The following is a 20,908-nucleotide window of genomic DNA, read 5'->3' as shown; positions in this document are numbered from 1 at the left end:
GCCCTTTCTCGCGCAAGGATCGCTCGACCTACTTGAAATGCTTGTAGTAGGAGGAAATCTGGGCGGCGGTGTTCGACGAGAGATTGAGCTTGATGCCGATCTTGTCGCCGCGATACCAGCGCACCATTCCGGTCAGGAATCCGAGCTCTTCGCTGCGGATCGTCACTTCCTGTCCGGTTCGTGCATTGATGTCGAAATAGAGCTGAAAGCAGATCCCTTCGGCGGAAAGATCCGTGACGATGCCGTTGCTCGCGCCAGTCTTGACGGTGACTGTCCCGGTAATCTTCGTCTGCGTGCGCACTGCCGTGCGCTGAACACTGTCCTTGTAGGGCATGTCAAACCTCGATCTGGATTGATCAGCCTCGATCATCTCACGCAAAGATTGAATTCCTTGCTAACAAAAATGCCCGCATTCGAGCGAACTGCATCAAATGCGGGCACAATCACGGACTACAACAGAAACGTGCTTCGTTCTGCACCAACCGGGCGGCTTTGGCGCCCGGCTCTTCTGTCATGCGTCTGTCGTTGTCGCAAAGCCGCAGCGCAGCTTTGCGCGGCATGTCTCAGCCAAACACCCGGCTGAAGATCGTGTCGACATGCTTGGTGTGGTAACCGAGGTCGAACTTTTCACGGATGTCAGCTTCCGACAGGGCCGCGCGAACCTCGGCGTCGGCAAGCAGTTCCTCGAGGAAGTCCTTGCCCTGTTCCCAGACCTTCATCGCATTGCGCTGAACGAGGCGATAGGCATCCTCACGCGACACGCCGGCCTGCGTCAGGGCGAGCAGGACGCGCTGCGAGTGAACGAGACCGCGGAACTTGTTCATGTTCTTCGTCATGTTGTCCGGGTAGACGAGCAGCTTGTCGATGACGTTGGTCAGGCGAGCCAGCGCAAAGTCGAGCGTCACCGTCGCATCGGGTCCGATCATGCGCTCGACCGAAGAATGGGAGATATCGCGTTCGTGCCAGAGGGCCACGTTTTCCATGGCCGGAATGGCGAATGCGCGGACCATGCGGGCAAGACCCGTCAGGTTTTCCGTGAGCACCGGGTTGCGCTTGTGCGGCATCGCCGAAGAGCCCTTCTGGCCCGGCGAGAAATACTCTTCCGCTTCCAGGACTTCGGTGCGTTGCAGGTGGCGGATTTCGGTTGCCAGGCGCTCGATCGACGAGGCGACGACGCCGAGGGTGGCAAAGTACATCGCATGGCGGTCACGCGGAATGACCTGGGTTGAGACCGGCTCCGGCTTCAGGCCAAGCGCCTTGGCGACATGTTCCTCGACGCGTGGGTCGATATTGGCGAAGGTGCCGACAGCGCCGGAAATGGCGCAGGTCGCGATTTCTTCACGGGCGGCGATCAAGCGCTGCTTGCAGCGATCGAACTCGGCATAGGCGAGCGCCAGCTTGACGCCGAAGGTCGTCGGCTCGGCATGGATGCCGTGCGAGCGGCCGATCGTGACCGTATCCTTGTGTTCGAAGGCACGGCGCTTCAGGGCTTCCAGCAGCTTGTCCATATCGGCCAGCAGCAGGTCGGTCGCGCGCACGAGCTGGACGTTGAAGCAGGTGTCGAGCACGTCGGAAGACGTCATGCCCTGGTGGATGAAACGGCTGTCCGGACCGACGAACTCTGCCAGATGCGTCAGGAACGCGATCACGTCGTGCTTGGTGACGGCTTCGATCTCGTCGATGCGATCGACGTCGAACGTGGCGGCGCCGCCCTTTTCCCAGATCGTCTTTGCAGCATCTTTCGGGATCACGCCGATTTCGGCCAGCGCGTCGCAGGCATGGGCCTCGATCTCGAACCAGATGCGGAACTTGGTTTCCGGCGACCAGATGGCCACCATTTCCGGTCGGGAATAACGGGGGATCATGGGCTCTCAGCTTTCGTCATCAGTGGAGGATGGCTGTGCCTCTAGCAAAGATGCCCGGCAAGCTCAACGTTGTTGACGCCGTTGCGAGCCCGCAAGCCACAGGCTGACAGCAAGAAGTGCGGCGCCGCCGACGGGAAGATAGAGCCGAACGCCCAGCACCAGGAACTGGTAGAAGGCGACAAGCGACGTGAACGCGAACTGGTAGAGCCAGGTCCGGGTACCGGTATCGGCATGCCAGCGCGCGTAAAAGACGCGATAGTCGAGCGCAAACAGCATCGCCGTCACTGCGATCGTGCCGAGCGACAGACACAACAGATAGGCAGCGAACCGGGTCTCGGCGGGACGGCCAAGCGTTGCGAAACGCGCCAGAAAAACGGCAAGCGGCCAGGCAAGCATCCCCCCCATGCCGTACATCACCAGGAGTTCCGCCAGATGGAAGGTCAGGGCGCCCTCGCGCAGCCAGAGCGCAACCCAGGCAGACGCCACCATCAGCAGCCCCCAGGCCGGCGTGCCGACGACAACTTCAGTCGCCGACGGCAACGCCCGCAGGAACCGTGAGCGCTTCAGGGCCGCCGCAGAAGCATAGGCTGATTTTGCCTCGGCCCTGGCGCCCGTCTCATTCATTTTACGATCCGTGTCGGAACCGCAATCCATCGTCCGTCGGTCGTACCCTCGAACCCGAGTGACTTGACGAGCACCATCACGACATGGGTCTGCGTGCCGTCATCATTCATATGGGTCATCGCGCCGCCGATGCGGTAACCCGTCGGGCAACGCCGGCTTTCCGGTACACGCGTGTCATCCTGAAGCACGTCGGTTGCCGGCTTTCCGGCCTTCATCGTCATCGACAGGCGGAAACCTTTGACCTCCTTCAGGAAATCCTTGCACAACCCGCCCGGCTCGAAGCTCTTTTCTTCGAGTGCAAGGCTGTAGGTCTCGCGGAAAGCTTCGTCAGCTGCAAAGGCGTCGTAGGTCAGCGCGAGCGGCGTTGCGTTGGCCTCGGTAATCGGATTGTAGGCGACGAGCAACCCCGGCTGGTCGGCGAGCCGGTAGGCATCGATCAGGGGCGCTGCGCGGCGATGGGCCTCGTGCCTGGTCCGGTGCAAGGGTGCGCCGTCCTCGCGGCCGACGGCGCGCACGGGCGCGCCTGGAAGAAACGTGTCGTTGCGCGTATCGATGACGTAGATGGTCGAATAGGGAAAACCCGAACCGTCCTGAACGCCGTATTCCTCGAACGCAAAGACATTGCCGTCGGAGGAAAAACCGATTGGCTGGAAGGCTGCGTAGTCACCAGCCGAGGCCTGCGACGCCGCAAGCGCAACCGCCCCAATAAGCAGGCCCGACGTCGCCAGGCGCGTTATCATCAGCGGGCCTTTTCAGCGGGGGCGCGGATCGCCTGGATGGCCGAGCGATAGGCATCGACCGAACCGCCCTTGAAGATCGCAGAACCGGCGACGAGCACGTTTGCGCCGGCGCCGGCCGCGATCGCAGCCGTTTCCGGTGCGATGCCGCCGTCGACTTCGATCTCGATCGGCCGGTCGCCGATCATCGCCTTGATCCGGCGGATCTTCTCTGCCGTCGCATCGATGAACTTCTGGCCGCCGAAACCGGGGTTGACCGTCATCACCAGCACCAGGTCGACGGTGTCGAGCACATATTCGATGGCGCTTTCCGGCGTTGCGGGATTGAGCGAGACGCCCGCCTTCTTGCCAAGCGAGCGAACGGTCTGCAGCGAGCGGTGCAAGTGCGGTCCGGCTTCGGCATGAACCGTCAGGATATCGCAACCGGCCTTGGCAAAGGCTTCGAGAAAACCGTCAGCGGGCGAGATCATCAGGTGGCAATCGAAGGTAGCATCGGTGTAGCGGCGCAGCGACTTGATCACGTCGGGCCCAAAGGTGATGTTGGGCACGAAGTGGCCGTCCATGACATCGAGATGGATCCAGTCCGCGCCGGCATCGACGACATCGCGGACTTCCTGTCCGAGCTTCGAGAAATCGGCCGCCAGGATCGACGGTGCAATGCGGATGGGATGGGTCATGACAAGCTCCGGCTGTTTCCCGCGCAATAGCACTCCGCAGCCGCGCAAACAACACGTGCGGTGGCAATCGCACTTTAGCGGTGGCTCGACCAGCACGGCAACGGATCGTTTTCCGCAGGTGTCGCGTCATGAACACCGCGGGCGATCGCGCGCGCCATGGTCGCCGCCGCAGCAGCGCCGAGGTCGATGAAATCCTCGAGCTGCAATGTCCTGCCGCTTTCGCCGGTCGCGAGCGCGAAGACCAGGTCACCGTCAAGCGGCGTGTGCGCCGGCCACAATGCCCGGGAGAAACCGTCATGCGCAGCGATGGCCAGCCGCTTGGCCTCAGCTTTTGTCAAAACAGCGTCGGTCGCGATGACCGCGATCGTCGTGTTGGCAGCTGCCGACAGGTTGGGGCGCAGTTTCGTGCGAATATCGGATGCATCCGCCGGCAGGGGATGGGGCAGACCGAGCCCGCCGAATTCTTCGAGTTTCTCGAAGGGAGCAGCCCAGAAATGCCGGGTGCCGCCGACGGTCGCCGAGCCGAGTGCGTTGACGGCAACGAGCGCGCCGACGGTGATCCCGTTCGGCAGCACGATCGAGGCGGAGCCGAGACCACCCTTGAAGGTCGCGGTCAGGGCACCGGTGCCGGCGCCAGCCGAACCCGTCGAAAAGCCCAGGCCGGCCTTGCGCACGGCCTCATAGCCAAGGTCGCGATAGGGCGGAAACCTGCCCCAATCTTTTTCACCGCCATTGATCAGGTCGAAGAGAATTGCCGACGGTACGATCGGCACGCGGTGCGGCCCGACGGCAAATCCCCGCCCCATCTCCCTGAGGGCTGCCTGCGCGCCGGAGGCGGCGTCCAGCCCGAAGGCCGAACCACCTGACAGAATGATCGCATCGACCGTCTGTACGGTGTTGTGCGGTTCGAGCAAATCCGTTTCGCGCGTGCCGGGCGCGCCGCCGAGCACTTGAACGGCAGCCGTTGCCTGCGGATCGCAAACGATGGCAGTGACGCCGGATTTCAAACGATGGTCTTCGGCGTTGCCGACGGAAAGGCCGGCGACATCGGTGATCAGGTTGTGCGGGCCCGGCAGCATCATTGCGCTCCGGCAGCGTCCGCAACGGGCACGAAGCGACCGGACTGCCACTGCATCAACCGAAAGGGATTGTCGGCGCGCTCATGTCCGGCATCGAAAGCAATCGGCCCCAGCACGGTCTGGAAAGGTCCTTTGAGCAAGGCTTCCACCAACGGTTTTTCGTCCTTCTCAGCCTGATCCTTGGCCTGTTCAAGCACAGACATGGCGCCGAATGCCGGCAGTACGTAACCTTCGGGCTCAATGCCGGCCGCACGCATGGCCTCGGCGACCGGCTTGCCTTCGGCGGACTGTGCCGCATCGGGCAAAGTGAGAGCCAGAACGCCATCGGCGAGCGGCACGCTGACGTCCGCTGCGTTCAACGTATCGCCGCCGAGCAGGGTCAGGTTTGCGCCTTCCTCCTGCGCATCGCGCGCGATCACGGCGGTATCCTGCCGGTCGCCGCCAGTGAAGACATGGGTGGCGCCGCTCTTGGTGAGGCGGCGGACGAGGCTGACCTGTTGCTCCTGGGCGGGGCGATAGGCATCCGTGAAGACCGGCGTCAGCCCTATTTCACCAAGCGCTACGCGAACGCTCTCAACCAGTTCGCGGCTATGGATGGTGCCGTCGTCGATCAAGGCGATCGGCTTGTCCTTCCAAAGCGCGGTAATGGCGGCAACGATGCTTGCCGATTCCGCCTTGCCGCTGGGCGCCAGGCGAAACAGCGGCCAGTTCTTCTTGAGCACGTCCTCCATCAGGATGTCGGAGCGCACACTCAGGGTCATCGCAGGGATGTTGGCCTCGGCGAGTGCCGGCAGTGTCGCCTCGAGGCTCTCGGTGCAGAGAAAGCCGATGGCCGCTTCGACGCCTGCCGCCAGAAGAGCCTTCGTCAGGTCCTCAGCACCAGCCGCATCACATGTTTCCGGGATGACGACGATTTCGCTGCCGCGATCACCCGCCTGGAAGGAGGCGCCATCGATGATCTGTTTGCCGAGCAGGGCGAACGGTCCTTCGACCGGAGCGACAACCGCGACCTTGACGCCGGCAGCGGCGGCAGGTGTGGCTTGCGCCATTCCCGCTACGATGAGGCTCAAGACAATCGATCGACGCATGCAATTCCCCGCTGCTGCATAATTCCGGGCCCGGAATGGTTTCAAGAAGAAATTATGCAGCGAGTCTAAAAAGGCTACGGCATCCCCGGCATGACCTTCGTCACCCGCGGCGCTGTAATTGCCGAATGTTTTAAGGATGTGGCCACCGGCGTCAAAGGAAAAGATGCAAGTGGAAACAACGGACATCCGATCCACGCCATAGCTGTGTCGCATATCTGCAAGAATCTCCGGCCGGCGGGTTTCATATTTTCCTCCAGCGGCTATATGTGCCTGACATCGCCTGGAGAGAGATGTGTTGGAGAGAACCAGACTGGACCCGATAAGCTATCGCGACGCGATGAGCCACCTGGCTGGCCACGTGCAGCTCGTCACCGCCGCCAATGGCGGCGAGCGCCGCGGCGTCACGGTCACGGCTTCCTGCTCGGTTTCCGACAGTCCGCCGACCGTTCTCGTCTGCCTGAACGGCGCCAACCCACGCAACGACATCTTCGTGCGAGGCGACAGCTTTGCGCTGAACCTGCTCGGCGACGAGCATCGTGCGCTCGCCCATGCCTTTTCCGGCCGTGATCAGCTCGATATGGACCGCCGCTTCGCGCTTGGGCAATGGACGCAACTGGCAACCGGTTCGCCGATCCTCGTCAATGCGACGGCCGCGTTCGATTGCCGGCTGATCGAGGTCAAGACTATCGCAACCCATCTCGTGCTGTTTGGCGAGGTTGTCGACGTCGCGCTCGGCCCGACGCGTCCGCCACTCATTTATGTGGACCGCGGATATCACTCGCTGTAGGTTTTCAGGAGAGGATAAAACATCCTCTATCAAAACATGAGAACAGTCCTGTAAGTACATGATCTAAAATATAATATCGACCAAGACTCCTAGTGACTGAAACTGGCCGTGGCGGAGGATGCATGGCGGCACCGGCGACAGGCGTATTGCCCCAATCCATCGATGAAACGATGGCGATGCTGGAGGCACAGGATTATCTCGCCGGCACGGCATTGGCGACGGTGCTATTTCTGGCGCTCAGGATGAAGCGCCCGCTCTTTCTCGAAGGCGAGGCCGGCGTCGGCAAGACCGAGATTGCCAAGGTGTTGGCCCGGGCCCTTGATCGACCCCTGATCCGCCTGCAGTGTTACGAAGGGCTCGATGTCGCCTCCGCCGTCTACGAGTGGAACTACCCGGCGCAAATGCTGGAGATCCGCCTGTCGGAAGCGGCCGGTAAAGTCGACCGGGGCAGGGTTGAAAGCGACATCTTTTCCGAACGTTTCCTCATCCGACGTCCTGTCCTTCAGGCAATCTCCGCCGAGAACGGACGGGCACCGGTGTTTCTGATCGACGAGCTCGACCGCACCGACGAAGCCTTCGAAGCCTTCCTGCTCGAGGTTCTCTCGGATTTCCAGGTCACCATTCCGGAACTCGGCACAATCCGCGCCACTGAGTCGCCCGTTGTCATCATCACCACCAATCGCACGCGTGAGATCCATGACGCCTTGAAGCGGCGCTGCCTCTATCATTGGGTCGACTATCCCAAGGCAGCACAGGAACTCGAAATCATCCGCCGTAAGGTACCAGGCTGCAACGCCGCCCTGTCGCGCGAAATCATCGCCTACGTGCAGCGGCTCCGCACGATCGACCTTTTCAAGAACCCCGGTGTCGCCGAGACGATCGACTGGGCAACGGCTCTGACCGAGCTTGACCGGCTCGCGCTCGACCCTGAAACGATCGCCGACACGCTCGGCACCTTGCTCAAGTACCAGGACGACATCGCCAGGATCGACGGAGCCGAAGGGCGCAAGCTGCTTGCCGAGGTCAAGGCCGAACTGCTGGCGGCAGGTTGACAATGGAGCCGGGAGAACATCCGCCTGATGGTGCCATTCTCCCGCCGATCCCGCCCGGCGACGGCAAGCTGGCCGACAACATCGTGTACTTTGCCCGCGCCCTCAGGCGCGCCGGGATGAAGGTCGGGCCTGGGGCAGTGGCCGACGCCATCGACGCGGTCACGCTGATCGGCATCGGCGCCCGCGACGAATTCTACGCGGCCCTCCAGTGTATTTTCGTCAAGCGCCACGAGGACCAGCCGGTGTTCGACGAGGCTTTTCGGCTGTTCTGGCGCTCGCGTGGCCTTGTCGAGAAGATGATCGCGATGATGTCTCCGCTCGCACCGGAACGCGACAGCGAACGGCAGCGGCGACGAGCGGGCGAGACGCGTGTCAGCGATGCCTTGATGTCCGGTCATGATGATGCCCGGCCGCCGCGCGAGGAACCCGAGATCGAGATCGACGCCCGCTATACCGTTTCGGGCCGGGAGCTTTTCCGCAAGGCGGATTTCGCCCAGATGACCGCTGCCGAGATCACCGAGGCGAGGCGAGCGCTATCGTCGTTGGTGCTGCCGCTCGACCGGGTGCGCACGCGCCGCTACCAGCCTTCCTCGCGGCAGATCCGCATCGATCCGCGCGCGACGATGCGCGACGCCATGCGCTTCGGCGGCGAACTGATCCTGCCGCGCTTTCGCGAACGGCGCCTCGTTCATCCGCCGCTGGTGGTGCTTGCCGACATTTCGGGATCGATGAGCCAATACACCCGCATCTTCCTGCATTTCCTCCATGCCCTCAGTGAAAAACGCCAGCGCGTTCACACCTTCCTCTTCGGTACACGGCTGACCAATGTTTCGAGGCCGATGCGAAACCGCGACCCGGATGTCGCGCTCGACGAATGCATCTCTGCGGTCAAGGATTGGTCCGGTGGCACGCGCATCGGCGAAACCCTGCATGAGTTCAACCGACGCTGGTCGCGGCGTGTGCTGGGACAGGGCGCCATCGTGCTTTTGATCACCGACGGGCTCGAGCGGGACGACACGCTGGATCTGGAGCGGGAGATGGATCGCCTGCACCGCTCCTGTCGCCGACTGATCTGGCTCAATCCGCTGTTGCGATTCGACGGCTTCGAGGCACGGGCCCGCGGCGTCAAAGCGATGCTGCCGCATGTTGACGAACTCCGAGCCGTGCACAATCTTGAGTCCGTGGGCGAGCTCGTCAAATCGCTGTCGGGCCAGAGGTCCGGGGAGGCCGACCCTCGACGGTTCATGGACGAGCATCGCACCGTGCTGGGTGGCCGGGCTGGGAGGACGTGACATGCAGGCATTGGTCGATACCCTCGATCCACTCGCGGTTGCCGAAGCCTGGGTTGGCGAAGGGCGCCAAGTGGCAATTGCAACGGTGATCGAAACCTGGGGCTCCGCACCGCGCCCGGTCGGCAGCCATCTGGTGATCGACGGGCCCGGCAATTTCGAAGGTTCAGTTTCCGGCGGATGCGTCGAGGGTGCGGTGATCAGCGAAGCGGCGGATATTCTGGAGACCGGCAAGGCAAAGATCCTTGAATTCGGCGTAGCCGACGAGACCGCATGGCGTGTCGGCCTTTCCTGCGGCGGCCGTATCCGTGTGCTTGTCGAGCGGGTTGACGGCTGAACCATGGATCTCGCAACCCTTCAAGCCTTGAATGCAGCGCGCGCGGGCAGGCGAGCCGCCGTCGTCTTTACCGACCTCGAGACCGACCGAAGCGTGCTCTGCGTCGAGGGTGAACGCTGTGCGGACGAATGGATCGACGCGATGACGGCGGCACTTCGGTCTGGCAAACCCGGAATGATCATGGCCGGCGGGCGGTCCCTGTTCCTCAATGTGTACCTGCCGCCGCCGCGCATCCTCGTTGTTGGCGCCGTCCACATCTCGCAAGCGCTTGCGCGGATGGCGGCTGTCGCAGGCTTCGACCTCACCATCGTCGACCCGCGAACCGCCTTTGCGACGGCCGAACGCTTTTCCGGCGTCGAGCTGATAGCGGAGTGGCCGGAAGACGTCCTCAAGGCCCGGCCGCTTGATCGGTTCACGGCGGTGGTCGCCGTCACACACGACCCGAAGATCGATGACGAACCGATCCGGGTAGCCCTTGCCGCAGGCTGCTTCTATGTCGGCGCCCTTGGCAGCAGAAAGACGCATGCAAGCCGCGTCGAGCGCCTGCGGCGGCTCGGGGTCTCCGACGACGCGCTCGCCCAGATCAAGGCGCCGATCGGGCTCGACATCGGCGCGGCGAGCCCGGCGGAGATCGCGGTTGCGATTCTCGCCGAAATCATCGAAGCGCTCAGGCGGCGGCATATCCTGTCCGGTAGCGAGGCGCATCGATGAAATTTGGGTCCACCAAGCTTTCCGCGGCTGAAGGCGCCGTGCTCGCGCATGCCGTCAAAGCCGGCGATCTCCGCTTTCCGAAAGGGCACGTGCTCACCTCAACCGATCTTGCCGCGCTGATGCAGGCAGGGATCGACGTGATTATTGTCGCCCAACCGGATCGGGGTGATTTGCTGGAAGATGAAGCGGCGGCCCGGATCGCCGCGGCGATTGCTCCCGACCATCTGCGGTTTTCCTCGGCGGCAACCGGACGCGTCAATATCTACTCGCGGGTACACGGGCTATTCGTCGCCACCCGCGAAACCGTCGACCGGCTGAATCGCATTGATCCGGCTATCACGCTCGCCTGCCTCGCCGACCATGTACCGGTGCAGCCCGGCGACATGGTGGCGACGATCAAGATCATACCTCTGGCAGTGGCAGGAACGCTCGTGGAGCGGGCGGAGATATTGCTTCGCGATGCCACGGCCTTCGAGGTGAAACCCTTTTCCGCACGCAATGCTGCACTGATAGCAACTGAGTTGCCCTCATTGAAACGCCAGGTCATGGACAAAACCCATGCGGTGCTCGCCGCGCGCCTGCGGCAATCCGCAAGCGCGTTGGCGACGGAGCGGCGCGTTGCGCATACGGAAGACGCTGTGGCTGCGGCCATCACGGACCTGAAGGCCGACCACGACCTCCTCATCGTCTTCGGTGCGTCGGCAGTTGCCGATTCGCACGACGTCATTCCTGCCGCAATCCGCAGGGCAGGCGGCACTGTCGATCACGTCGGCATGCCGGTTGACCCCGGTAATCTCATCGTTCTCGGCCGCGTCGGAACGGTGCCGGTGATCGGAGCGCCGGGCTGTGCCCGCAGCCCACGCGAAAACGGTTTCGACTGGGTGCTCGATCGCATTCTCGCGGGCGAGTGGCCAAGCGCGCATGACATCACCGGGCTCGGCGTCGGTGGTTTGCTGAAGGAAATACCCACCCGGCCACAGCCGCGCGAGCCCGTCGCGCCGATGGTTTTGGGGCCGGTGGAAATCGTCGTGCTGGCGGCGGGCCGCGCCAGCCGTATGGGTCCTGAGGCCGGCCACAAGCTGTTGGCGACCTTCGATGGCGTTCCGCTCATTCGCCGCACCGTCCTCAGTGCCCTTGCAGCCGATATTGGCCGGGTGATCGTCGTCACCGGACATCGCGAGCCCGAAATCCGGGCTGCGCTCGATGATCTGCCAGTCGTCCTCGTCTCCAATCCGGATTACCTGTCCGGCATGGCGTCGTCGCTGACGGTTGGCCTTGCCGCGCTCGATCACGCAGCCGGGGGCATGCTGGTGATGTTGGCAGACATGCCGGGGATAACGGCGGGCGACCTGCGCCGGATCGCCGATGCGTTCAATGCTGAAGGGGGGCGTGCAGTGATCCGCGCGACGGCTGAAGGTCAGCGCGGCAACCCGGTCGTCCTGCCGCGCCAGACATTTTCCGCCGTCGGCCAATTGCTTGGCGACGTTGGCGCACGGCATATCATCGAGAGATGCGGACTGCCGGTCATCGATGTCGAGTTAGGCGCTGCCGCCCGTCTCGACCTCGACACGCCTGAGCAAATCATCGCTGCCGGCGGAACTTTGGAGGAATAGACGCTTGGACAATGCTGCAATCGAAGAAATGTTCGAAACGCTCGGGCCCGTGACCATCAAACGCATGTTCGGCGGCAAGGGCGTCTATTTCGAAGGCGTCATCTTCGCGCTCGAAGTCGATGGAGAAATTCTCCTGAAGGGTGACGACAGGACGGGCCCGACTTTCGAGGAGGCCGGATCCCGGCGATGGGCCTATGACGGCAAGGGAAAGCCGGTGAATATGCCCTATTGGAGCATCCCGGAAGAGGCCTACGACGATCCGGATGAAATGGCGCGATGGGTCAGGCTAGCCTACGAGGCGGCGTTGCGGGCCAAGAAATAGGCCGGCAGATACTGATCTCGTTTCCGGTTCGGACAGAACCACGGAAACGCTCTATCTGTTTGTTTCTGCGCATTCCTGGCGGGAAGCCGCTTCGCTCAGACAGCGCCAGCGAGCGCCTTCGTTTGCGCCCTGATGGCACGGACGGCGTCAGCGGCAAACCGCGAAAGTGGTTGGGGTAGGGCATCGAGATCGTACCAGCCGATGTCGGACAGCTTGTCCGGCTCGGTCAGTTGCGGTTCGCCCGCAAAGTCGTCGGTGACGTAGATCATCGAGATCCAGTGCTGACGATCGGCTTCGATCAATTGCTCGCTGAGGCAGAGAAAGCGGGTCGAACGGATCGACAGGCCGCTTTCCTCTTCCGCCTCACGGCGCGCGGCAAGTTCGCTGCGCTCCATGTGATCGACCTTGCCGCCCACAATGTTCCAGTGGCCAGCCTCGGGCGCCTTCAGGCGCTTGCACAGCAGCAGCTTGCCGTCGCGCATGATCGCCAGTCCGCAGCCGAAGCCCGGAAAGTCGATTCCCGGCCGGACCATTTCAGGGTCAGGCCTTGCCGGCGATCAGCATGAATGCAGGGATTTCGTCGCCGAAGCCAACAGGCGTCGGGCCGTCGTCATGGTCACGACGGTGGCGATTGCGGCGATCACGATTGTCGTCGTTGGCAGGATTTGCCGCGCGAACCGGACGTTCCGGGCGGTGGCCGTTGCTCTGCTTTGTCTCTGCGTTGCGTGCCGGTTTCACCGCTTCCACCCTTTCGACGACTGCTTCAATTTCTGCCTCACTATCGGCACGAACCGTATCGGTTTTGTGATCGGAACGGCCACGCGGTGCACGGTCCCCATCTTTTTTACGGTCCTTGCGACCATCGCGACCGCGGTCACGACGACCGGTGTCGTGGCTTTCCATCGGCTCGGGAAGGTTCGCCAGGTCACCGTTCAACCATTCGACCTTCTGGCCGATCAGCTTTTCGATGGCCTCGGAGAACTTCGTGTCGCGCTTGGTGACCAGCGTAAAGGACGCCCCGGAGCGGCCGGCACGACCGGTGCGGCCGATGCGGTGGACATAATCTTCCGCATGGATCGGTACGTCGAAATTGAAGACGTGGCTGACATCAGGGATGTCGAGACCGCGGGCCGCCACGTCGGAGGCAACGAGCAACGTGATATGGTTGTCCTTGAACCCGGCAAGCATGGCCATACGCGAGCGCTGGTCCATGTCGCCATGCAGGGCACCGACCGAGAAGCCGTGACGCTCGAGCGAACGGAAGAGGTCGGCAACATCCTTCTTGCGGTTGCAGAAGATGATGGCGTTCTTCAGGTCGTCCTGGGCGCGGATCAGATCGCGCAGAACGGCGCGCTTCTCGTAATCCTTCCCGTGCGTGGCGACGAAGCGCTGCGTAACCGTCTGCGCCGTCGATGCCGGACGGGCAACTTCGACGCGCTCCGGGTTCTGCAGGAAGCGATCGGCAAGCTTCTGGATCTCCGGCGGCATAGTGGCCGAGAAGAACAGAGTCTGGCGCGTGAACGGGATCATCTTGGCGATGCGCTCGATATCCGGGATGAAGCCCATGTCGAGCATACGGTCGGCTTCGTCGATGACCAGAATCTCGACGCCGCTCATCAAGAGCTTGCCGCGCTCGAAATGGTCGAGCAGGCGGCCGGGCGTGCAGATCAGCACATCGGCGCCGCGCTCCAGCTTGCGATCCTGTTCGTCGAACGAGACGCCGCCGATCAGAAGCGCGATGTTGAGCTTGTGGTTCTTGCCGTACTTGTCGAAGTTCTCAGCAACCTGGGCAGCCAGTTCGCGTGTCGGCTCCAGAATCAGCGTGCGCGGCATGCGCGCACGTGCACGACCCTTTTCGAGCAGGGTCAGCATCGGCAACACGAACGAGGCCGTCTTGCCGGTTCCCGTCTGCGCGATGCCGAGGATGTCGCGACGCTGCAACGCCGGAGGAATGGCGCCGGTCTGGATCGGGGTCGGGATTGTGTAGCCCGCATCGGTAACTGCGGAGAGAACTTTTTGGCTAAGGCCAAGGTCAGCAAAATTGGTCAAAGGGAAATCTGTTTCCGTTCCGGTTCGATAAGAACACTGCTCGATCGGTGGAAAACACACCACCGCGTGGCCGGGCTCTTAAGCCGAATACGGTCGAAAGTCAAGAAATCCAGCACGTTGAAGCGGGAAAAGGTTGATGGCAACGAATCTGTTGTGTTTCTTGTCAAGTGGCGAGCGCAGAACGCGTCGGTATCCTGCTCATTTCATGTAGCTAGCAAGCTTGGTCCCGGCGTTGAGAAACCGCATGGGATCGACCGCCTGACCGTTCAGCCGGATCTCGTAATGCAGGTGCGGACCTGTCGAACGGCCGGTGTTGCCGGACTTCGCAACAACATCACCGGCCTTGATCCGGTCGCCAACCTTGACCAGGACCGTCGAGAGGTGGGCATAGCGGCTGGCAACGCCGTTGCCGTGGTCGATCTCGACCATGTTTCCGTAGCCGCCCGTCTGGCCGGCACTGGTAACGGTCCCCGGGGCTGTCGCCCGGATGCGCGTGCCAACCGTGGCGCGAAAATCTATCCCTGCGTGCAGCGCCAGGCGACCGAGAAATGGATCAAGCCTGTTGCCGAAGTCGCTGGTGATATCGCTTGCCGGAGACGGGTTGCCGAAGGGCAGTTCCCGGACCTGCGAACGCGTGCGTTCAAGCTCGACAAGGGCCGAATCGAGCGCTGCAAGCGACTGGCCGAATCCGTCGTCGTTAACCGGCTCAACGAAAGGGCCGCCGATCGCGGCGTCCGTGGAGCCCGTGGTTTCATCCGAGGGCGCCAGTTCGGCGACATCATTTTCCGGCAGGGCAACACCTGTGCGGCCGACGATCTTGCGGATCGCCTGCGACGTTCTGGCAGCGCCATCGGTCAGTTGCTCAAGCCTTTGCATCTGGTCACGTTCCACATCCTTCAGCGAGAGCGTCACCTTCGAAAAAAGCCGATCGGCGCGATCGGAGGTGCTTTCACTTGGCGAAGGCCGAGCGTAGGCAAGGGCGGCGACACGGGCAGGTGCTGCCGTTTGCCCACCGCTCAGCCCCATCAGCTTTTCGATTGCCTGCACACCACCGGTGACATCGGCGCGTTTTTCGTAGGCGAGGGGTTCGACCGGTGCCGGCTGGGTGAAGTCGGTCGACAGGCCGGAATTTTCCGCCCGCTCGATCAGCGCGCCGAGCTTGCCGTTGCGAGACGAAAGCGCCTGCTGCTGCTGAAGCAGCTTCTCGACCTTTTCTTCGACGACTTGCTGATCGAGCAGCTGTCGGCTCGTAACGCGATCGACCTGTGCCCGCAGCGCGGTGATTCGGTCTTCGTATTCGTGCTGCATGCGCGCCTGACGGGCGATCGTCCCACCGATCAGATCATCGCGAAGGACGAGATAGGAGGTGGCAGCAAGGTAGCCGATGCCGAAGACGCCCACTGCCGAAACGGCAAAGGCGGCCATCCACGGACGCACCGTCATATGGCGGACCTTGTCGCCGCTCGCCAGGATCAGAACATGGTTTTGCGCGCGCTTTCCGAAGGTGCGATTTGCCGAACGTTCAGACACTCCACCACTCCCGCCGTCTGCGAATTGTCTCGCATTGCTTGACGGGCATTACACTTCGTTAGGGTTAATATTTGGTTGAGTGCCTGCACTACGAGAGGTTGGTGGAAGCCGTCATCGAGCGATAGAAGGACGGCGTCAGCCCGGCTTCGGCACGGGCGATGTCGTTGAACGGCGCCTTGAGCGGACCGCGAAAATTAGCGCGAACGAGTTGCTGGAAGGTCGCCGCGGGATCCTTCCTTTCCCGCGCGCAGAGGAAGCGGAACCATTTGGCGCCGACGGCCACATGGCCTTTCTCATCCTCGTAGATGACGTCGAGGACGGCGGCGGTCTCGAAGTCTCCGGTCTCACGCATCCGTGCCTGGAGCGCCGGCGTCACGTCCAGCCCGCGCGCCTCCAGTATGAGCGGAACAACGGCAAGCCTGGCGGTCAGATCGTTTCGGGTCGCGTGCGCGGCCTGCCAAAGTCCGTCATGGGCCGGCAGGTCGCCGTAGTCCGCGCCGAGGTCGTTCAGCCGCTGGCGGACCATGCGGAAGTGCTTGGCCTCCTCGAAAGCGACCTTCATCCACCCATCGAAGAACGAATTCGGCACTGATTCGGACGCAAAACGCGCGACAATATCGAGCGCGAGATCGACGGCATTGAGTTCGATATGGGCGATCGAATGCAGAAGCGCGATCCGCCCCTTGAGCGAGCCCAGCGATCGCTTCTTCACCTGGGTTGGTGGTGTCAGAAGAGGCTTTTCCGGTCGACCCGGCCTGAGCGGAACAGGCCGGTCGAGCGGTGAGCGCAACGACAGCGCCCGGCGCTGCCAGCGGCGCGCTGCTTCCTGGGCAAGCTCCGTCTTGACGTCGAGATCGGCCGCACTGATCGCCTCGACGGCCGCACCGCGCAGACTGTGAAAGGTGGGAAGTCTCGTCATCTTGGCCTCGTCGTTCGCACTCAGAGTGCCTTGGCGGCCTGGAGTACCTCTTGGGCATGGCCGTTGACCTTGACCTTTTCCCAGACGCGATCGATCCGTCCATCGGCGGCAATCAGGAACGTGCTGCGTTCGACGCCCATGTATTTGCGCCCGTAGAGGCTCTTTTCCACCCAGAGCCCATAGGCGTTGATGGCGGTCTTTTCCTCGTCGGCAGCAAGCGTAACCGTCAGGCCGTGTTTTTTGGCGAAACGGTCGTGACGCTTCACCGAATCAGGAGAGATGCCGATCAGCTCGACGCCTGCGGCAGCAAAGTCAGGAGCAAGTTCAGTGAACGAGATCGCTTCCAGAGTGCAACTCTTGGTGTCGTCCTTCGGATAGAAGAACAGCACGACTGGGCGACCGCGAAACGCCGAGAGAGAAAGTGAACCTCCACCGTCACGAGGAAGCGTGAAATCAGGAGCGAGATCTCCGGGGTTGAGTCCTGCCATGAATAAACCTTCCTTGCGCCAAGATTTGTGAACAATCGCCGGCTAGGGCATATCGAAATTCGACAACCTGCGTCCAGCGGATTTGTGCTAGATTTGACAGGTTCCGGACGGGTTGCGCCGATAGGACCCTTTGCCCGGCATTCGCTGACACGAAACCCACGGATGTGTGAATGCTTTCCACAGCATGGTCAGCGCGGTGTGGTGACACCGTCTGGACAGATGTGGTCTACGTGACGGTGATAATGACCCGTCGCCCCATAGCCGCATGATGCGCCGATGGGAGAGGCGGACTTTCCCGTCTTGAATTGGAGGGCGTCCGCGCCGATGAGTGATATCCGCGGCGAAAAAGTCGGCTTTCGCAAGAAAGACATCGTCGCGTTGCATGCGTTGCCCTCGGCGCAGGCACACGAACCCGTTATCGTGCATGCACCACACAAGCGCGGGCTGCTGCGCCTTCTCAGCAAGATAGCTCTTTGCGGTTTTCTGTTCACCTTCATCATCGCAGCCGGCCTGATCGCCGTCGTTGAGAGCGGCGCAATCGACAGTACACTCAACGCGCGCGCGCGCACGGCGCTGAACGCCGCACTCGGCGGAGCCTATCGCGCCGAGGTTGGCAGCACCGTCGTACGCATGACCTCAAATGGGGCACTGGCACTGAAGGCGCGGGAGGTGGCGCTGAGCGAAACCACATCCGGTCAGCCGGTCGCAAAATTGAGTTCAATATCCATTGCGCTCGACCCTATCGCGTTGCTGACGGGCCGGATTGCGGTTTCGCGCCTGGAAGCGGAAGGCGGTGACTTCGACACCGGCCTGCTACCACGCGGCGAGCCGATCGATCTGACGAAGATCAAGATCGCGGATGTCGGCGTGGCGCTGGAGACGCTTTTTGCGCACGTCGATCGCATGTCACAGATGGCAGCGGGGCGGGGCGACCAGACGGTCCTGCTTTCCAATTTTTCCTTCACGGTTGCCGGTGCGCGTGATTACATCGTGCCTGTCGATGCGAAGGAACTGGAGTTCAACCGTGACGTCGATGGCTCGATGCATGTCAAAGGCAGCCTCACCGTCGACGGTGTCGATGTCGATCTGAACGCCAACGCTAACGCTCTTGGCGCACAGAATCATGTCGCTGGTTTCGAAGCGTCGATCTCCAACGTTCCATTGAAACCATTCTTCTATCACGGCCCCTTCGGAAAAGAGGCAGCCTTCGGCATCGACGCAACGGCGGGGCTGACGCTCACCGCGAAGCGCGCGGCCGAGGGCGCCAAGCCAGATCTTCGGGTGGCTGTCAGGACGTCCGAAGGCGCGTTCCACGCTGGCGGGCTCGTCTCGACGATCAATCCCTCCCAGATGGATATCGCCTATGATTTCGAGCGGGCTTCTGTCGAAATCCTGCCATCCACCGTCAATGTCGGTCGCTCTGTTTTCCCCTTTACCGGCGCTGTGAAAGATCTTGATCGGATCGCAGGCGCAACCGACCAGGGTTTTACCATCGATCTCCTGTTCAAGAATGCAAGCTCAGCACCGGAGGATATTGCGGAACGCCCCTTGATCTTTGACGCCAAGGCGAGCGGCCGCTTCACATCCGACGCGCGTCACCGCCTGATCTTTGATCAGCTCGCCGTTTCCAGCCCGCTCGGCTCGATGTTCGGGTCGCTATCGATCGCCTTCGGCAAGACCTCGCCGCAGGTGAGCTTTGCCGCCATCAGCGATCGCATGCAGCCGACGGCCGTCAAGCAGCTCTGGCCGTGGTGGCTCGCCAAGGGCGCCCGCCGCTGGGCGATCCGCAATCTCTTCGGCGGCACGGTTACAGATGCGCGCATCGAGGTATCGGTGGCGGAGGGGCGGATCGCTGCCAACGAAGGCGAGCTGAAGCTTGACGAAAAAGAACTGAACATCGCGTTCAACATCGACGGTACACGCATCAACATCGCCGGCGAGATACCGCCGCTGCGCGACACATCCGGCACGTTCAAGCTCAGCGGCCAGCGCATGGAAGTCGGCGTCAAACAAGGGGCGGCCTATTTCCCCTCCGGGCGATCGGTCGCGCTCAACGGCGGCGACTTCATCATTCCCGATGTCTACACCAAACCCTTGATTGCCGAGATGAAGATCGAGGTCGGTGGTGAGGCGGATGCGATTGCCGAGCTCGTCACCTACAAGCCGATACAGGCGCTGCAAAAGACACCCTTCGTTCCCGGCGACTTTACCGGCCCGCTGACCGCGCAGGTCGGTGCGCGGTTCGGCCTTGTCACCGACCAGCACCCTCCGCCGCCGCTCTGGCAAGTGGAAATGCAGCTAGAGAACGTCACTGTCACGCGCCCGATCGCCGGTCGTGAGATTTCCAACCTTTCCGGCACGTTCCGTGTCGACAACCAGCAAGCGGTTCTCGATGCCGATGCGGTGGTGGAAGGTGCAAAGGTCAGGATTGCGCTCACAGAGCCTGTCGACAGCAAATCGAAGGTCAAGCGCAGACGCGAAATCAGCGGGACGCTCGATGCGGCAGCTCGGGAGAAGCTGACGCCCGGGCTGTCGAAGATTATCTTTGGTCCGATGGTCGTCGATCTGGTGATCGACGAGTCTGATATGCAGCATGTCACCATCGATCTGACCAAGGCCAGGCTGTCTCTGCCTTGGATCGGCTGGAACAAGGGCGCTGGCATCCCCGCGGAGGTGCGCTTCACATCCGACATCAGCGACAGCGTCACAACGATCAAGGACTTCGCGATCGCCGGCGATGGTTTCGGCGCACGCGGCAGTCTGCAGGTCGACGGCGCCGGCGTCGTCGCCGCCAAGCTCACCAATGTCCGTCTGGCGCAGGGCGACGATTTCAACGTTGCCATCGACCGCCGCAAGGGCGTCCACGTCGTGACATTGAGCGGATCGGCAGCCGATATCCGTCCGATCCTTGCCCAGATGAAGAGCGGCTCGGGTGGCAACGGTGGCAGCGGCGATGACATCACGATCCAGGGGCAGCTCGGTCGCGTCTCCGGCTTCAACGGCGAAGTGTTGTCGAACGTCAACCTGACCTATTCGGAGCGCGGCCAACAGATCGAGGACATCAATCTGTCGGCGGTGACCAGTAGCGGCCAGGCGCTCGTGGCCAAGCTCGCCAAATCCGGCGCCGACAACATCCTTGAACTGACGACCGGCGATGCCGGTGCGCTTGCCCGCTTTGCCGACATCTACAGCAACATGCGCGGCGGCCTGTTGAACCTGAAGCTGCGTGACCGCGGCGGCCGATCATGGCGCGGCTCGATCGACATCCGCAAGTTTTCGCTGATCGGCGAGCAGCGCCTGCAGTCGATGGTGTCAACCCCGGCAGGCCAAGACGGGCGAAGCCTCAACCAGGCGGTAAAACGCGACATTGACGTCAGCACCGCGCGCTTCGAACGCGGTTTTGCCCAACTGGCGCTCGATCGCAGCGCCATTCGCGTCGATGGCGGCGTTCTCAGGGGAACCGATGTCGGCGCAACCTTCCAGGGAACCGTGCGTGACGGCAACGGCATCATGGACATGACTGGCACCTTCATGCCTGCCTACGGCTTGAACCGCATTTTCGGGGAATTGCCGTTGATCGGCGTTCTGCTCGGCAATGGCCGCGATCGCGGCTTGCTCGGCATCACCTTCAAGCTCAATGGCCCGTTCAACCAACCGAATCTGACGATCAATCCGCTTTCGATCATCGCTCCCGGCGTCTTCCGCAGCATCTTCGAGTTCCAATAAAAAGGCCGGCGCAAC

Annotated in this window: 20 protein-coding genes; 8 read left to right on the top strand and 12 right to left on the bottom strand. The window is 62.2% G+C overall.

What is annotated here, in order from left to right:
* Positions 1 to 28 precede the first annotated feature (28 nt).
* From AC07UR_RS09230 to AC07UR_RS09200, 7 genes are all read right to left on the bottom strand, one after another.
* Positions 29 to 334, bottom strand: a complete 306-nt coding sequence (locus AC07UR_RS09230; RefSeq protein ID WP_173420052.1) for a PilZ domain-containing protein — start codon at positions 332 to 334, stop codon at positions 29 to 31.
* A gap of 229 nt (positions 335 to 563) precedes the next feature.
* Complete coding sequence (gene purB, locus AC07UR_RS09225) at positions 564 to 1,865, bottom strand: adenylosuccinate lyase (protein ID WP_173420051.1); 1,302 nt, start codon at positions 1,863 to 1,865, stop codon at positions 564 to 566.
* Between the two features lie 63 nt (positions 1,866 to 1,928).
* Positions 1,929 to 2,489 (bottom strand): hypothetical protein, encoded by a 561-nt coding sequence (locus AC07UR_RS09220; protein WP_234941999.1) that lies wholly within the window; start codon positions 2,487 to 2,489, stop codon positions 1,929 to 1,931.
* Positions 2,486 to 3,229, bottom strand: a complete 744-nt coding sequence (locus AC07UR_RS09215; protein WP_209791888.1) for a DUF2259 domain-containing protein — start codon at positions 3,227 to 3,229, stop codon at positions 2,486 to 2,488. The genes AC07UR_RS09220 and AC07UR_RS09215 overlap by 4 nt, the downstream gene beginning before the upstream one ends.
* Positions 3,229 to 3,903 carry a ribulose-phosphate 3-epimerase gene (rpe, locus tag AC07UR_RS09210; RefSeq protein WP_209791886.1) on the bottom strand — a complete coding sequence of 225 codons (675 nt, stop codon included), beginning with the start codon at positions 3,901 to 3,903 and terminating at the stop codon, positions 3,229 to 3,231. The genes AC07UR_RS09215 and rpe overlap by 1 nt, the downstream gene beginning before the upstream one ends.
* 74 nt (positions 3,904 to 3,977) lie before the next feature.
* Positions 3,978 to 4,985 carry a P1 family peptidase gene (locus AC07UR_RS09205; protein ID WP_412728403.1) on the bottom strand — a complete coding sequence of 336 codons (1,008 nt, stop codon included), beginning with the start codon at positions 4,983 to 4,985 and terminating at the stop codon, positions 3,978 to 3,980.
* Positions 4,982 to 6,070 carry a branched-chain amino acid ABC transporter substrate-binding protein gene (locus AC07UR_RS09200; RefSeq protein ID WP_173420048.1) on the bottom strand — a complete coding sequence of 363 codons (1,089 nt, stop codon included), beginning with the start codon at positions 6,068 to 6,070 and terminating at the stop codon, positions 4,982 to 4,984. Before AC07UR_RS09200 ends, AC07UR_RS09205 begins: the two co-directional genes overlap by 4 nt.
* A gap of 337 nt (positions 6,071 to 6,407) precedes the next feature.
* On the opposite strand from AC07UR_RS09200, the gene AC07UR_RS09195 reads away from it, so the two are divergent.
* The 7 genes from AC07UR_RS09195 (at position 6,408) to AC07UR_RS09165 (ending at position 12,181) form a co-directional block, all read left to right on the top strand.
* Positions 6,408 to 6,857 carry a flavin reductase family protein gene (locus AC07UR_RS09195; RefSeq protein WP_173421020.1) on the top strand — a complete coding sequence of 150 codons (450 nt, stop codon included), beginning with the start codon at positions 6,408 to 6,410 and terminating at the stop codon, positions 6,855 to 6,857.
* Positions 6,858 to 6,979: 122 nt separating this feature from the next.
* The gene (locus AC07UR_RS09190; RefSeq protein ID WP_209791882.1) at positions 6,980 to 7,909 is read left to right on the top strand and encodes an AAA family ATPase; all 930 of its coding nucleotides are present in this window, start codon (positions 6,980 to 6,982) and stop codon (positions 7,907 to 7,909) included.
* Positions 7,910 to 7,911: 2 nt separating this feature from the next.
* Positions 7,912 to 9,201 (top strand): vWA domain-containing protein, encoded by a 1,290-nt coding sequence (locus AC07UR_RS09185; protein ID WP_209791880.1) that lies wholly within the window; start codon positions 7,912 to 7,914, stop codon positions 9,199 to 9,201.
* Between the two features lies 1 nt (position 9,202).
* A complete protein-coding gene (locus AC07UR_RS09180) occupies positions 9,203 to 9,535 on the top strand; it encodes an XdhC family protein (RefSeq protein WP_209791878.1) in 333 nt (110 codons plus the stop codon).
* 3 nt (positions 9,536 to 9,538) lie between these two features.
* Positions 9,539 to 10,246, top strand: coding sequence for an XdhC family protein (locus AC07UR_RS09175; protein ID WP_209791876.1), 708 nt, complete (start codon positions 9,539 to 9,541; stop codon positions 10,244 to 10,246).
* On the top strand, positions 10,243 to 11,859 hold the full coding sequence (locus AC07UR_RS09170; RefSeq protein ID WP_209791874.1) for an NTP transferase domain-containing protein: 1,617 nt from the start codon (positions 10,243 to 10,245) through the stop codon (positions 11,857 to 11,859). The genes AC07UR_RS09175 and AC07UR_RS09170 overlap by 4 nt, the downstream gene beginning before the upstream one ends.
* A 4-nt stretch (positions 11,860 to 11,863) precedes the next feature.
* Positions 11,864 to 12,181, top strand: a complete 318-nt coding sequence (locus AC07UR_RS09165) for a TfoX/Sxy family protein (protein ID WP_209791872.1) — start codon at positions 11,864 to 11,866, stop codon at positions 12,179 to 12,181.
* Between the two features lie 95 nt (positions 12,182 to 12,276).
* Here the strand turns inward: AC07UR_RS09165 and AC07UR_RS09160 are convergent, their stop codons facing one another.
* The 5 genes from AC07UR_RS09160 to AC07UR_RS09140 all read right to left on the bottom strand — a co-directional run bounded on the left by AC07UR_RS09160 (position 12,277) and on the right by AC07UR_RS09140 (position 17,167).
* Entirely contained in the window at positions 12,277 to 12,714 is a 438-nt protein-coding gene (locus tag AC07UR_RS09160; RefSeq protein ID WP_209791870.1) for an NUDIX hydrolase, read from the bottom strand.
* Positions 12,715 to 12,721: 7 nt separating this feature from the next.
* The gene (locus AC07UR_RS09155; protein ID WP_173420040.1) at positions 12,722 to 14,230 is read right to left on the bottom strand and encodes a DEAD/DEAH box helicase; all 1,509 of its coding nucleotides are present in this window, start codon (positions 14,228 to 14,230) and stop codon (positions 12,722 to 12,724) included.
* Between the two features lie 198 nt (positions 14,231 to 14,428).
* Positions 14,429 to 15,760: a M23 family metallopeptidase gene (locus tag AC07UR_RS09150; protein ID WP_209791865.1), complete on the bottom strand. Its 1,332-nt coding sequence runs from the start codon at positions 15,758 to 15,760 to the stop codon at positions 14,429 to 14,431.
* An 88-nt stretch (positions 15,761 to 15,848) separates the two neighbouring features.
* A complete protein-coding gene (locus AC07UR_RS09145) occupies positions 15,849 to 16,679 on the bottom strand; it encodes a ferritin-like domain-containing protein (RefSeq protein WP_173420038.1) in 831 nt (276 codons plus the stop codon).
* Positions 16,680 to 16,699: 20 nt separating this feature from the next.
* A complete protein-coding gene (locus AC07UR_RS09140; RefSeq protein WP_209791864.1) occupies positions 16,700 to 17,167 on the bottom strand; it encodes a peroxiredoxin in 468 nt (155 codons plus the stop codon).
* A 324-nt stretch (positions 17,168 to 17,491) separates the two neighbouring features.
* Between AC07UR_RS09140 and AC07UR_RS09135 the strand changes: the two genes are divergently transcribed.
* Positions 17,492 to 20,893 carry a YhdP family protein gene (locus AC07UR_RS09135; RefSeq protein WP_209791863.1) on the top strand — a complete coding sequence of 1,134 codons (3,402 nt, stop codon included), beginning with the start codon at positions 17,492 to 17,494 and terminating at the stop codon, positions 20,891 to 20,893.
* Positions 20,894 to 20,908 lie beyond the last annotated feature (15 nt).

This window comes from Ensifer sp. GW821-FHT05G01, from assembly GCF_059419585.1.
This window is presented reverse-complemented; position numbering and strand designations above follow the sequence as displayed.